Below are 13,351 nucleotides of genomic sequence, written 5' to 3' on the forward strand. Positions count from 1 at the left end.
GTTATCTAAATATAAGTTGGGAAAAATGGTATAAATCGTTTTTCCAAACCGGCCAATCATGGCCTCCGCTCTCCTCGTACCAAATGTGTGGCACATTGTTCAATTCCAAATAGGCATGCGTCCGATCGCTGACATACTTAAGGTTGTCAAGAAGCCCGCATGACAGCCAGAGCAGTCTGAGCTTAGCCGACGCTTCTTCCGGATTCGGGACAAGCAGCTCGGGTTCCTTCGTATTAGGCGCGGAAGAAAAACCGCCGATCCAAGCGAATCGATCGAGATTTCCTAAACCGATATTGAGCGATTGCCCTCCTCCCATCGATAGACCGGCCAGAGCACGGTTCTCTCTCCCTATTAGAACCGAATAGTTCGATTCCATATAAGGAATGAGATCATGCAGCAAATCGGATTCGAAGTCTTCGAACGCCTTTAATTTGTTCGCGTCGAATAGATTTCCCTCCGCCCGGTCGTTCGCCATGGCACGACCGTTGGGCAAGACAACGATCATGGGCGCAAGCTTTCGTTCTGCATACAAATTATCAAGAATCACTTGCGGCCCCGCATGATTGTACCATTCCGCCTCGTCGCCGCCGATACCGTGCAATAAATAAAGAACGTTATACCTTTGATCTTCGGAATAACCGGGAAGGATGTAAATCATCGCTTTGCGCTTGCTGCCCACCGTCGTAGAGAAGTATTCAACCGTTTCAATTTGGCCGCGGGAAATGTCCTCCCTGTACTGGTCAAATCCTGGCGGAGCGGTATGTCTAATCGAATCATGGTCAATCGAACTCATCGTATTTCGTTCCCCTTTCTGAAATATCCGAGGTAGAATCGTGTGTCGTAACTTCCCCTTCAAGTATGAACTCTTGTTGAGGATAAGAATCCGATTTTCTGATTGGTATGATATGAGCGCCGCCGATGAGAATGTTATTACCATACTCCTTTCTAAGTACGCTCACAATCTTAGGACTAAGTTCGAAAATAAGCACCTCTTCCAAACTCTTACGTTGAATGTCGGCATTATAGTTAGTTGGTGACTCCTCGCTGTAAGCTTCAGCACAATCCATTACTATAAAGCAGGTTACCCCTATTGCCCAAATCAAAATTATACCTCTCCACCACATGATAAATAACCCCCATAAATTTTTTGGTTATTTTACCCAAGTGGTAATCGAACTATCCTGCCCGTTAGCTTAACAAAGAAAGGGAGCAGCTGCCGCAGCAAACTACTCCATGCTTGTTCAACTATCGTTACCCGTTAGCTTAATGAAGAATAACAAATGCTATTTATTTATGATACCTTCGTTGATTAATTTTTCTTTATCTTTCAAAGAGAAGTCTCCAGGCTCCCAAGTCTCTAAATGTCCAGCTCCTCCAATAATATCTTCATTATTTTGATAAATGTCAGCGTATATTTTCTTTCCTGTTTTTTGTTTTTCTTTCAGCAAGTAGGTTGTAATATAAATTTCTTTATACGGCTTCAAATCAATACCTACGTTTGTTGCAGGTAGAAAGCCTTTTGTCTCCTGAGTTCTTTCGCTAATTTTTTCCTCAATATGCCAGCCAAATGACTCAAGGTACTCAATAGGTTTTATGTAAATCTGCTCGGTTGGCTCTTTACTACAACCAATCAGGAAAACAAAACAACATAATGTAAGATAAAGAATAATCTTTTTAATCTTAATGCACCTCCATTTATCAATTTTTACATTTCAATATTAGACGTGAAGACCCATATGAATGTTGCAAATTTCCAACTATCCTGCCCGTTAGTTTAATGAATCCACTTTTTCCAAAAACCCTCTCACGTCCTTAGGGGACTTTAGAATGATGACTTCTTTTTCTTGCGAAAGTCTTTGTAGTTTTTCGGAAATTACAGGTTTATGTTTCTTAGGATATTCCCAAACCCACTTCAAAAAGTGAAGACTGATTCTTTCTTCACAGCCCTCTGCCATGTCCGTCCTTTTTTTCTTGCGGTACTGAACTCTTCTCTTTATTACACGGTATAGACACAACCACTTCGACAGGTCTAAAAAAATTATTGTATCCGCAGCCTGCAATCTGATATCCATTGTACCGTTATAGTTACCATCGATAATCCAACACCCACGACTCACCAGTTCCTGTTGAACCGTTCTTTGTTCATCTTTGGGAGTGGTTATCCATCCTGGTTTCCAGAACATTGCATCTAGATGGTATACATCAATAGCTAAACTGTTACCTAACTTTCGAGCCAAAGACGACTTTCCAGAACCTCCGGAACCTATAAGTATTATTTTTTTCATAAAAGAAGCCCTCCGTGGTTCTCGATAAATCTTCGTTTCCATAAATCCAAAAAGACATTCCTCATATTACCATGAAACACAATTATAGATAACTGTCCGTTAACATCAGAAGGTTCGCTACTCCAGAAACCTCGACGAAGCTGGCATCACGCTTCACTATCCCGATCCAAGTCCAGAGCTCAAACTCAATTACAGCAACATCAATATAAATGGAGATCCATTCACCATTCTCAACATTCCTATCGTGCTTCAGGACCGCAGCATAGTCGGGCTTCTGCAGGTTGGTATTTATACGGGCAAGGAAGCAAAAATTCTCCATAACCTTCAATGGATTCTGGTGTTATCGTCGATCAGCGTGCTGACCATCGCCTTCCTATTGGGCTTAATTGTATCTAAACGATCACTGAAACCACTGCACAATGTCATCCTTGCCTCCAATCGAATTGAGAGCGGGGGCGATCTGATAAAGCGGATCCCAAGAAGTAGGCCCAACGACGAAATCGGGCTTCTAACAGATACGCTCAATAGCATGCTCGTCCGGCTGCAGGAGGCTTATCAGGACCTAAACGAAGCCTACGACGCACAACGTCGGTTCGTTGGCGATGCGTCTCATGAGCTTCGCACGCCGCTGACCACAATCCGTGGCAACGGTGATTTATTAAAAAAGCTTTGGAGCACCTTCACCAGAAATCCGCACCAGCCCTTGGAGCCGCATCATTTGGACTTGTCCCTGGAGGCGATTAACGATATAACAGCAGAAGCGGAGCGGATGACCCGTCTCACCACCGATTTACTGACCTTGGCTAGAGGCGATTACGGTAACGTCATGGTGAAAAAGAGTGTTGCTATTCATCCGATTGTAAACGAAGCCGTTCGGAAAGCGAATCTGCTCCCTCGTACGGTCGAATGGAGAGTGAAGCACATCGATGAGCTCTTACAGGTTCACATCCAAGGAGATTCAGATTATTTGCAGCAGCTTCTGCTCATTCTGATTGAGAATGCCTTCAAATACACGTCATCCGGCTACGTCGAATTAAGTGGTCTGCAGAAGGATGGCTATGCTGGAATCCGCATTTCAGATACGGGCATAGGCATGAATTCGAACGAGCTCTCCCAGATTTTTGAACGCTTTTTCAGAGCGGATATTTCACGGGGGAAGACTTCTGGGTATGGACTTGGGCTCTCCATTGCCAAATGGATCATCGATGAACATGCCGGCAATATTGAAGTGTTGTCCAGGGAGAACGAAGGGACGACATTCATCGTTTGGCTCCCAACGATTGGTGCAATCTAAGGCTCATTTCTTGACCAAAGGAAGGTCAAGTAAATCCGCTAACTGAGAGCATTACAAATGTGCGTAGGTTATTTTCGTTACACAAATCTAACCAGATTGCGTTATCCTACCAGTTAGCGTAGCGAAGGGATGCCAATTGTGGCAGCCCTTCTGAAGTTGAACTATCGTTTCCCGTTAGCGCAACGATAGGTAAGAAATAGGTTAGAAACTTGCTTCTGAAGGTTCGATGCTTTTTAAAAACGGAGAACGAAGTTTATTACTATAATAAGTAATAAAATAAAACTCACCTACCTCAATTAATGGCATTACTAATTCTTTTGTTTTAATTCTTTCAACCGTTCCATTCACTTTCTGAATCATAATAAAATCTTTTCCTTTTTCTGTTACAGTAACTAAGGCAATACTTCGAGCAAATGTATTATCATAATAAAATATTCCAGCTGCACCAATTATAATCGTCATTGATAGAATTATTAATATTGATTTTTTTGACATAAGAATACCTCCAAATATTACTCATTCATAAAAACAACCTTTTTAATTGTATCATGTTCTAGGGATTTATTACCATTTATCTCTCAACTATCCTGCCCGTTAACTTAACGAAGAAATGGAGCAGCTGCCGTAGCATACTGCTCCTTGATTGTTCAATTATCGTTCTCCTTTAGTTCAATCTTGCTTAGAGCATAGAAACTATTTTATATCTATTACATCGTCTTTCAAATTCAACATTTGCCACATGTCTATTTCTTCGAAGTCTGAACAAGGAATGTAGATTTCATACTGATTATTTGTAGTTTTAACTATTTCACTGATTTCCCCGGTTACTTGCATGGATTTATTAAGAGACACATGAATTTGCATCCATTCTTCTATCGCACCTTCTAACAAGACACCTCTTATAACAAAAGCATGTTCATGGTTTATGGTTTGAACAACTTGAAATCGAGCCATTTGTCCCTCCATTACTCTGACAACTTCGCAAATTACATACGTTAATTATTCGTTAATTGATTAAACTATCCTGCCAGTTAGCGTAGCGAAGGGCTGCCATGTGGCAGCCCTTTCGGGGTTGATCTATCATGTCCCGTTAGTTTAATAAAGATCCATATATTAATAGACTATTCCGAAAAATGATATAAACAGCTCTTTCTTCTTGTGGTATTCAGGCGAATCAGAAGGTAACAATCCACACGCATATTCAATAACCACTTTCTGACCGAACGGAACTTTTTCTGAGGTTTGAAAACCACAGTTTTTGCAATTGAAACCACATCCGTCCTGTACGTTTTTCCATTGTTTCATTAAGCCATCTTTTTATCGTGGCCTCATGTTTTCCTAAATGTATGGCCAACTCTTTCACAGTAAAACGCAATCAGGAATCTGCCTCCTACTAAATCCATATTATTCCAACACGAAATGCTATTGTAAATGTGGTTAATATTTTTATCTCCTAAAAAAAGAAGAGGATGAGCAACACAGAAAGAGGGAACCTCTTTCTGTGTGTTGATCATCCAAGTCATAAAATGTCTAACATTGTATTCAATCACTTATCATTATTGGGTTTGTTGGACTTCCCTATAACCACATGTTACAGAGTCGGGTCACTTTTCCCCAAAGCGTCCTTCTCATGGGTCACAGATTCAATGTTGACGACAGCGCATCATTAATAGGGTTAAATTGCCCAATTCCCTTTGCGGAAAATCGGTACGACTTTACCGTCCTTCGTGATCCCGTCGATATCCATCTCGGCCGAACCGATCATGAAATCGTTATGCGTAATGCTTGCATTGACGCCGCTTGATTCAAGCTCTTCCGGGGACATCGTTTTGCCGCCCTCGATATTAAACGCATAACCGCTGCCGATTGCAAGGTGATTCGAGGCATTCTCATCAAACAGCGTGTTATAGAACAAAATGTTTGACTGCGAGATCGGCGACTCATGCGGGACTAGTGCAACCTCGCCAAGATAATGCGAGCCCTCGTCAATATCGACCAGCTTCTGCAAAATCTCTTGGCCTTCCTCCGCCTCGACCTTCACGATACGCCCGTTCTCGAATGTCAGCTTGAAACGGTCGATAATGTTGCCCCCATAGCTAAGCGGCTTCGTGCTTGATACGTAGCCGTTCACGCCGGTTTTGAGCGGAACCGTAAACACTTCCTCCGTTGGCATATTCGCCATGAAAGGAATGTTGCTTACGTTCGTACTGCCCGCAGCGACCCAAATATGCTTCTCTGGCAGTTCAATCGTCAGGTCCGTGCCGGGTGCAGTGTAATGCAATTTTTGAAAATGGTTCTGGTTCAGCGTCTCGCCTTTGCTATGTAGGTTCGCATTATGCTCTTCCCATGCTTTTACTGGATCTTCCGCATGCAGTCTGACGGAATCAAATATCGCTTTCCACAGCAGCTCGACGGCTTCCTCTTCGCCTGCCTCCGGAAATACCTTCGCTGCCCATTGCTTGCTCGCAGCTGCGACGACGGTCCAGCTTACCTTATCTGCTTGAATTGCTCTGCGGAATTCCTTCAGCCCTTGGCCGGATGCTTTCTGGAAGCTCGAAATTCGGCTCGAATCGATGCCTTTGAGCAAGTCCGGGCTGGATGAAACGATCGAGATAAACGCCGCGCCGCGTTCCACGAACGAATTGCGCTTGCCTGTCTCCCATTCAGGAAACCTTGTAAAAACTTCGTCTGCCGCCTTCTCGTATTTCAATCTGGACAACGAATCATCCATCCAATCGACATGCACATTGCTCGCGCCTGCCTCATAGGCTTTGCTGGCCACTAGTCTGACGAGCACGGCTTGATCAACGGCCCCTGTAACGAATACCTCTTGTCCCTGTTGTACGTTCACGCCTATTTTTACAATTAATTGTGCATAAGTATCTAAATGATGTTCAAAACCGCTCATATTATCCCATTCTCCCTTCGTGAATGCCTCGAAGCTCATACATGCTGTCGTCTAAATTGTATCGAATAAACAAGCCCGTAGTCAAATTCATGCTTCACGTGAGCTCGAATAAAAAAGCTCTTGGTTTGTTAATAAAAATACAGCCCATAAATGGCTTTTACTTCAACCTTAACCCGTTCCAGCAGCGCGGAAGGTTCAAGAACTTGGATGCGGGAGCCGTAGCTCAGGATGATTTCACAGGCCGATTCTACCGATTGAAATTCGACTCGTGCGGACAGCCAACCCTGGCGCCCCTCGCAGGGCTCACTCTTTATTATTTTGACGTAACGCTCTTTGGTTAGTCTGGCAAGCATATCCTCTTGTATAGCAATCAGTGCGGGGTACTTCGGCAAGCTTTGCTTAAACTCACCCATAGACTGCTCCCAATAATCGGCCAAATCAAAGCCTGCCGGGCGCTCGAACCGCTCCTCCAGCATGACGGCGTCTTGCAGCCTTGAGATGCGGTATGTCCGCTTCTCTCCGCCCGCTTCGCCGATCAAATACCAAACGCTTCGTTTGGCAACGAGACCCAGCGGATGGACAATTCGCTCGGCTATGCCGTCCTCGCGCGGATACCGGAGCCGCAGCAGCTTCTCTTCCCATACCGCCTCCTGCACAATCGCCAAGAACGGCTGTGACTCCTGCACTTGATGCCAGCCCGCTCCGTCGATATGAATCTTTTGCCTAGCGAGTGCCGCGCCCCTGCTAACATCAACGGGTGCAGCCGCGAGCAGCTTCTGGATGGCGGCATCGTAGTGTTTCGCGATCCCTAAATCATCCAGCAAGACGGATTGATTCGCCAAAAGGACCGAAACAAGCTCATCCGCCTGCATGCCGGTCAAATTTGTCCGGTAGCCCTCCGATAAAACCCAGCCTCCATGCAGCCCTCTCTCCGCATAGACGGGAACGCCCGCCTCGCACAGCGATTCCATGTCGCGGATAATCGTCCGCTCGGATACCTCCAGCTTCTCGGCTAGCGCTTTTGAAGTCATTTTCCCATTATTCTGCATCAATAATACGATCGCGATTAACCTACTTGCCCGCATTCCCCCCGCCTCCTTCATCCTTGTCCGTCACATTGTTTATTTCATTCTAGCATGAATATATGACAGTAGCTGTCGTATATCGTTTGCTAAACTGACAAAGAGTAAACAACAGAAATAAGACAGGAGAGATACGATGAAGCCATTACACGGTAAAATAGCGGTAGTTGCCGGATCGACACGCGGAGCCGGCCGCGGCATTGCAGCAAGCTTAGGTGAAGCTGGCGCAACGGTATATTGTACGGGCAGGAGCATTCGCGGGCAGGCTTCGGACCTGAACCGGGCAGAAACAATTGAAGAAACGGCTGAACTCGTCACAGCAAAAGGCGGCATCGGCATTCCAGTCAGAGTCGACCATACGGTAGAGGCGGAGGTTCAGGCTTTATTCGAGCAAATCAATAAAGAACAAAATGGTCAGCTTGATATCCTTGTCAACAATATTTGGGGCGGCGAGCAGCTGACGGAATGGAAAAAGCCATTTTGGGAGCATTCCTTGAGCAAGGGGCTGCTTATGCAGGAGCGTGCCGTAAAAGCGCATCTCATTACGAGCTACTATGGAGCACCGCTCATGGTGAAGAGAGAGAGAGGGCTGATTATTGAAGTCACCGACGGAATCGATTACCGGTACCGCGGAAGCTTATTTTACAGCTTGGCCAAAATCTCGCCCATCCATCTTGCGGCAGCGATGGCAGCGGATCTAAAACCGCACGAGGTATCCGCCGTTGCCGTAACGCCTGGCTTTCTCCGCTCGGAAGAAATGCTGGAGCACTTTGGCGTTACGGAAGCCACCTGGCTTGACGCCGTGCATAGCGGCATACCCGATGCCGAGCATTTCGCCCAATCCGAAACGCCTTATTTCATCGGCCGCGGAGTTGCTGCGCTTGCAGCAAAAAAAGACCTCATGGAGAGGTCTGGGCAGGTGTTCTCAAGCTGGCAGCTGTCCGATGAATTCGACATCATGGATGTCGATGGCAGACAGCCGCACTGGGGGAATTATGCGAAGCAGCATGGCTTCCTGTAGCGTAACCTTTAACCGTTAACGACCTCGCCGCCGTTAATGTGCATGATTTGGCCGGACATGTAGCTGGAATCGTCGCAACCGAGGTAGACGTAAGCAGCCGCTAGCTCATGCGGCTGCCCAGGCCGCTTCATCGGCGTATCAGAGCCAAACGTCGCTACCGCCTGATCATCGAACGTTGAGGGGATGAGCGGCGTCCAGATCGGTCCGGGAGCTACGCCGTTTACGCGGATGCCCTGCTCTGCTACATTCACAGCCAGCGCTCTTGTAAAAGATACGATAGCACCCTTCGTCGCCGAGTAATCGATCAGCGTTGGGTTACCGCGGTAAGCCGTGATCGACGTGGTATTAATGATGGAGCTGGATGCCTTTAGATGCGGCAGAGCAACAATCGTTAGGTAAAACATGCTGAAGACATTCGTTCGGAACGTAGACACCAGCTGCTCAGACGTAATGTCCTCGAGCTTCTGCTGAACATGCTGCTCCGCTGCGTTGTTTACCAAAATATCAAGCTTGCCGAATTCGTTTATGGTCTGTTCAACAACGCTCTTACAGAACGACTCGTCTCCTACATCGCCGGGAATCAGCAAACATTTCACGCCCGCTTTCTCCACGACCTCCTTCGTCTTCTTCGCATCCTCATGCTCATTCAAATAAACGATCGCAACATCGGCGCCTTCCTTGGCATAAGCAACGGCTACCGCTCTGCCGATACCGCTGTCACCTCCCGTAATGATCGCGGTTTTGCCCTTCAGCTTTCCTGCCGCTTTATACGAGTCAGACTCGTAGATAGGAAGCGGATTCATTTCAGATTCAATACCCGGTTGACGGTTTTGGTGCTGCGGCGGGTTCACTTGTTTTTTCGATGCGGAATTTGGCATGCTGGATCAGCTCCTTATATTTTTTCCATAAAAGATCTCGTCCATTTCGGTCTTCAATCTTCTCGTAATTTCCTCTTGCTCCTTCACGGACAGCGTATCCTTCGTATAGCCGAACAAATAATTGTTCAGGTCAAACTGCTTCAGCTTGCATTTGGTATGAAATACATTCTCCTGATAAATGTTGACGTCGATCATGTCATACAAAAGGCACTCTTCCTTCGGTATGTAATTTTGGATCGAGTTAATGTCATGATCAATAAACAGCTTATGCCCGTTTATGTCACGAGTGAATCCTCGCACCCGGTAATCGAGCGTCATAATGTCGGTATCAAAGGAATGGATCAAATAATTCAGCGCTTTAAGCGGTGAAATCTCGCCGCAGGTAGACACATCAATGTCTGCGCGGAACGTGCTGATCCCTTCATTCGGATGGTATTCCGGATACGTATGAACCGTTATATGGCTTTTATCCAAATGCATCACAACGGTATCAGGCAGCGGGCCCGGCGATTCCTCAAACGAATCATTTGGACCGCCTGCTACGGGCCCTTCCGATACAAGCAAGGTGACACTGGCGCCCTGCGGCTCATAATCCTGTTTGGCGATATTGAGCACATGAGCTCCTATAATATCGGATACCGTATTTAAAATTTTGGTCAGCCTATCTGAATTGTATTGCTCGTCGATATAGGCGAGATAGGCTTTGCGCTCTTCCTTTGTTCTGGTATAACAGACATCATACATATTAAAGCTGAGTGACTTCGTTAAGTTATTGAAGCCATGCAGTTGAATTCGTTGTTCCGGCGTTAATTTCAAGTGCACACTCCTCCTTTTCAATAACTACTATCTCCTTTTACCCAAAGACCGATGCGGCAAAACTGCTAATCGCAATAAAAAAAGCATTTCACGCTCGGTTTTAGCCGAACGCAAAATGCTTTAATTGAGTTTTTTCAATTCCTTGATACGGAGAACGGGATCGCCCACGTAAATTTGTGTTTGAGGCATAACGCCGTCGCGCTGCTTAATCGCAAGAATATTTAACGCATTAACAAGCTCGTTATGCTCCTTCTCCTTCATCTGGAACTGCACACCGTATTCATAGATATCATTCTCCACTTCATTGAACCAAACGATAAAGCCGTACAGCACATACATTTGATTAGCAATTTGAGTTTTGAACATCAGCAGAATATCGCTGTTAACCGGCAGCTTAACACCTACCATAAATCTTAAGCCGCCTGGCCCGATATTTCTAACGAGCACCTCTGTGCTTCCAAGCCTTACGCTTCTGCCCTTAAACATAGTAATCGTCATTTCTGCCAACAAACAATGCTTAAGCTCAATCCGGAAGTACTGCCGGCGATTAACGATCGGCTGCTTGCTTTGATTTAGCGAGGCCGGCTTCATCAACGATTTATTTTTCAATAGCTGTACAATGCTTTCCGCCTCTACCGGCCGGCTAAAGTAATAGCCTTGAATCTCGTCACAATGCTGCTCCCGCAAATAGTTGAATTGCGCCTCATTCTCGACGCCCTCTGCCACAACCTGCATGTTAAGCTCCCCTGCCAAACGAATGATGCATTCGATAATGCTCTTATTGCACGGCTCCGTCAACATCTCATCTACAAAGGACCTGTCGATTTTAATCGTGTGGAGCGCTAGACGTTTCAATAAATAAAGGGAAGAATATCCAGTTCCAAAATCATCGAGCGAAACCTTGATCTTTCTCTTCCTCAGCTCGAGCAGCAGCTCGGTCACGATCTTCTCGTTGCTAATAAAAGAGCTCTCCGTAATTTCAATTTCCAGTCTGTCTGGAGACAAGCCCGTTTCCGCCACGATTTGATCAATCGTCTGCAAAATATTTTGCTTCAGCAGCTGCTGAACCGAGAAATTAACCGATATAGTTACTGGAGGCAGGCCCATGCTCTGCCAGCGCTTGTTCTGCATGCAGGCTTCGCGCAGCACCCATTCCCCAATGGGAACGATGAGCCCCGTTTCCTCAGCGATCGGAATAAATTCTGTCGGCGACACCAGCCCCCAATCCGGATGATTCCAGCGCAGCAGCGCCTCTACGCCGACGATTTCCATCGTTTGCGCGTGTACGCGAGGCATATAATGAAGGAACAGCTCCCCTTTATCAAGCGCTTTACGCAGGTCATTGCTAAGGGAAAACAATTTAAATGATTGCACATTTAACGAAGAAGAGTAGCTTTGCGACTGGTCTCTCCCTCTGGATTTGGCAAAATAAAGAGCGGCGTCAGCGTTTTTCATCAATGACTCCACTGAGTTACCATCCTCAGGCGATTGACTGATTCCAATGCTTGCCGTGACATTCAGCTCGTACCCTTCAACAACACATTGTTCCTTAATAAGATTAATAATATGGTCCGCCATATGCGTTACATCGCTTTGCTTTTGTACGTTGGAAATAATAAAGGCAAATTCATCTCCGCCAATCCGGTAGGCTGCTTGTCCGTCACCTTGCTTGCATCTCAGCCTATTTGCGATTTGCTTGAGCAGAGCGTCACCAATCGGATGTCCTAGCGTGTCATTCACGTATTTGAAGCGATCCAAATCAATGAGCATAATCGCCAGCTTTTGTTTGAAATAGTCACTTACTCTGAGCTGTTTGTCCAGCTGCTCTTCGAACATTCTGCGATTCGGCAGCTCCGTTAAATAATCATGGTAAGCCAAATGGTGATTGAGCTCCTGCGCCTTGCTCCGTTCTGTAATGTCCATAACAATGCCCACAATCGCTTTCTCACCCATGTGGGTAACACGGTTGTAATGAACCTCGCAATGAATGACAGTGCCATCCTTTTTAATTGCCCGATGACAAAAATTCGGAATATACTCTCCTTCCGTAAGCTGCATAACCTGGGATACAACGGCTTCCCGATCATCCGGATGGACAGCCTTCTCTACCTCTACGCCGACTAGCGTATCATAGTCCAGCATCTTATCAAGCTGCTCGTTTGTATAAACAAACCTTTCCCTTTGCGCAACAAAAATACCGACGATGGATTGTTCCAAAATACTTCGATATTTGAGTTCCGCTTCTATAAGAGATCGTTCAATCATCTTTTTTTGCGTAATATCCTTGGCGATGCCATAAATGCCGATCAGTTCTTGATTAACGATAATCGGAATGTTCGTTACGTTAACCTCAATGATCTGCCCGCTTTTGGTTATGCCCGTCGTATCGTAATTTTGAGGAGTAAGCGTATTCACAGTTTCCTCAAAATGAAAAATCGTCCGCTCCAAGCTATTTTCTTCCACAAAATGATGGAAACTCCCGTGCATAATCTCATCCCGCGCATAACCAAACATTTGCTCAAGCGATGCGTTGCAAGACATAAACTGGCCATTCAAGTCAAACGAGAAGACCGCATCCGGGTTATTCTCGAATATGGATATGTAATGCTGCTCTTCGACCGTCAATCGATGCTGCAGTTTTTTCGTTTCCGTTACGTCCTGGATTGTGCCTACGGTCAATACCACTTCATTGTCCTCACCGAGGACAAACGTTATATTTTCTATTACATCTCTTATTTCGCCGTTCGGGCGAACGATCCGATACTCGCTGACGCTCTCTGTTTTTTGTTCTACCGAAGCATAAAACTGCCGTTCGACCCGCTCCCGGTCGTCGGGATGGATAAAATCAAAAAAGTCATCCTGCTTCAACGTGAAATCCGAGCTCATTCCATATATCGCAAACATTTGGTTCGACCAGGATGCTTGATTGCGAATATGGTCGAATTCCCAATAGCCTAAATTTGCTATTTTCTGAACGATTTCAAAGCTGTTATCATTCCCACGATAACGTTTAATATTTTGTTCCATCTTTAATATCCCTTCCTATGTATAACGTTTGCGGTAACCT

Annotated in this window: 13 protein-coding genes; 2 read left to right on the plus strand and 11 right to left on the minus strand. The window is 45.6% G+C overall.

Annotation, left to right across the window (positions count from 1 at the left end; genetic code table 11):
• Nucleotide 1: 1 nt before the first annotated feature.
• The 4 genes from AC1DLI_RS12180 to AC1DLI_RS12195 form a co-directional block, all read right to left on the minus strand.
• Nucleotides 2–793 (minus strand): alpha/beta hydrolase, encoded by a 792-nt coding sequence (locus tag AC1DLI_RS12180; RefSeq protein ID WP_477602853.1) that lies wholly within the window; start codon nt 791–793, stop codon nt 2–4.
• The gene (locus AC1DLI_RS12185; protein WP_477602855.1) at nt 780–1,124 is read right to left on the minus strand and encodes a hypothetical protein; all 345 of its coding nucleotides are present in this window, start codon (nt 1,122–1,124) and stop codon (nt 780–782) included. Before AC1DLI_RS12185 ends, AC1DLI_RS12180 begins: the two co-directional genes overlap by 14 nt.
• A gap of 159 nt (nt 1,125–1,283) precedes the next feature.
• Entirely contained in the window at nt 1,284–1,484 is a 201-nt protein-coding gene (locus AC1DLI_RS12190) for a hypothetical protein (RefSeq protein WP_419871458.1), read from the minus strand.
• A gap of 285 nt (nt 1,485–1,769) precedes the next feature.
• Complete coding sequence (locus AC1DLI_RS12195) at nt 1,770–2,285, minus strand: DNA topology modulation protein (RefSeq protein ID WP_477602858.1); 516 nt, start codon at nt 2,283–2,285, stop codon at nt 1,770–1,772.
• 244 nt (nt 2,286–2,529) lie between these two features.
• Between AC1DLI_RS12195 and AC1DLI_RS12200 the strand changes: the two genes are divergently transcribed.
• Entirely contained in the window at nt 2,530–3,579 is a 1,050-nt protein-coding gene (locus tag AC1DLI_RS12200; RefSeq protein WP_477602860.1) for a sensor histidine kinase, read from the plus strand.
• A 201-nt stretch (nt 3,580–3,780) separates the two neighbouring features.
• On the opposite strand, the gene AC1DLI_RS12205 is transcribed toward AC1DLI_RS12200, so the two are convergent.
• The 4 genes from AC1DLI_RS12205 to AC1DLI_RS12220 all read right to left on the minus strand — a co-directional run bounded on the left by AC1DLI_RS12205 (nt 3,781) and on the right by AC1DLI_RS12220 (nt 7,572).
• Nucleotides 3,781–4,074 carry a hypothetical protein gene (locus AC1DLI_RS12205; RefSeq protein WP_477602862.1) on the minus strand — a complete coding sequence of 98 codons (294 nt, stop codon included), beginning with the start codon at nt 4,072–4,074 and terminating at the stop codon, nt 3,781–3,783.
• Nucleotides 4,075–4,272: 198 nt separating this feature from the next.
• A complete protein-coding gene (locus tag AC1DLI_RS12210) occupies nt 4,273–4,533 on the minus strand; it encodes a hypothetical protein (protein ID WP_477602864.1) in 261 nt (86 codons plus the stop codon).
• Nucleotides 4,534–5,254: 721 nt separating this feature from the next.
• Nucleotides 5,255–6,487 carry an aminopeptidase gene (locus AC1DLI_RS12215; RefSeq protein ID WP_477602866.1) on the minus strand — a complete coding sequence of 411 codons (1,233 nt, stop codon included), beginning with the start codon at nt 6,485–6,487 and terminating at the stop codon, nt 5,255–5,257.
• A 128-nt stretch (nt 6,488–6,615) separates the two neighbouring features.
• A complete protein-coding gene (locus AC1DLI_RS12220; RefSeq protein WP_477602868.1) occupies nt 6,616–7,572 on the minus strand; it encodes a helix-turn-helix transcriptional regulator in 957 nt (318 codons plus the stop codon).
• 133 nt (nt 7,573–7,705) lie between these two features.
• Between AC1DLI_RS12220 and AC1DLI_RS12225 the strand changes: the two genes are divergently transcribed.
• Complete coding sequence (locus AC1DLI_RS12225; protein ID WP_477602870.1) at nt 7,706–8,590, plus strand: SDR family oxidoreductase; 885 nt, start codon at nt 7,706–7,708, stop codon at nt 8,588–8,590.
• Nucleotides 8,591–8,598: 8 nt separating this feature from the next.
• On the opposite strand, the gene AC1DLI_RS12230 is transcribed toward AC1DLI_RS12225, so the two are convergent.
• The 3 genes from AC1DLI_RS12230 to AC1DLI_RS12240 all read right to left on the minus strand — a co-directional run bounded on the left by AC1DLI_RS12230 (nt 8,599) and on the right by AC1DLI_RS12240 (nt 13,311).
• Nucleotides 8,599–9,468: an SDR family oxidoreductase gene (locus AC1DLI_RS12230; RefSeq protein ID WP_477602872.1), complete on the minus strand. Its 870-nt coding sequence runs from the start codon at nt 9,466–9,468 to the stop codon at nt 8,599–8,601.
• A 6-nt stretch (nt 9,469–9,474) separates the two neighbouring features.
• Nucleotides 9,475–10,284, minus strand: a complete 810-nt coding sequence (gene speD / locus AC1DLI_RS12235; protein WP_477602874.1) for an adenosylmethionine decarboxylase — start codon at nt 10,282–10,284, stop codon at nt 9,475–9,477.
• 120 nt (nt 10,285–10,404) lie between these two features.
• Nucleotides 10,405–13,311, minus strand: coding sequence for an EAL domain-containing protein (locus AC1DLI_RS12240; RefSeq protein WP_477602876.1), 2,907 nt, complete (start codon nt 13,309–13,311; stop codon nt 10,405–10,407).
• Nucleotides 13,312–13,351 lie beyond the last annotated feature (40 nt).

Source organism: Paenibacillus sp. 01T443 (assembly GCF_056398325.1).

Bases quoted from the DNA above. Each gene is read 5' to 3' on its own strand.
- AC1DLI_RS12180 (WP_477602853.1), bottom strand. From the start codon at position 793: ATGAGTTCGATTGACCATGATTCGATTAGACATACCGCTCCGCCAGGA.
- AC1DLI_RS12185 (WP_477602855.1), bottom strand. From the start codon at position 1,124: ATGTGGTGGAGAGGTATAATTTTGATTTGGGCAATAGGGGTAACCTGC.
- AC1DLI_RS12195 (WP_477602858.1), bottom strand. From the start codon at position 2,285: ATGAAAAAAATAATACTTATAGGTTCCGGAGGTTCTGGAAAGTCGTCT.
- AC1DLI_RS12205 (WP_477602862.1), bottom strand. From the start codon at position 4,074: ATGTCAAAAAAATCAATATTAATAATTCTATCAATGACGATTATAATT.
- AC1DLI_RS12210 (WP_477602864.1), bottom strand. From the start codon at position 4,533: ATGGCTCGATTTCAAGTTGTTCAAACCATAAACCATGAACATGCTTTT.
- AC1DLI_RS12215 (WP_477602866.1), bottom strand. From the start codon at position 6,487: ATGAGCGGTTTTGAACATCATTTAGATACTTATGCACAATTAATTGTA.
- AC1DLI_RS12220 (WP_477602868.1), bottom strand. From the start codon at position 7,572: ATGCGGGCAAGTAGGTTAATCGCGATCGTATTATTGATGCAGAATAAT.
- AC1DLI_RS12225 (WP_477602870.1), top strand. From the start codon at position 7,706: ATGAAGCCATTACACGGTAAAATAGCGGTAGTTGCCGGATCGACACGC.
- AC1DLI_RS12230 (WP_477602872.1), bottom strand. From the start codon at position 9,468: ATGCCAAATTCCGCATCGAAAAAACAAGTGAACCCGCCGCAGCACCAA.
- AC1DLI_RS12240 (WP_477602876.1), bottom strand. From the start codon at position 13,311: ATGGAACAAAATATTAAACGTTATCGTGGGAATGATAACAGCTTTGAA.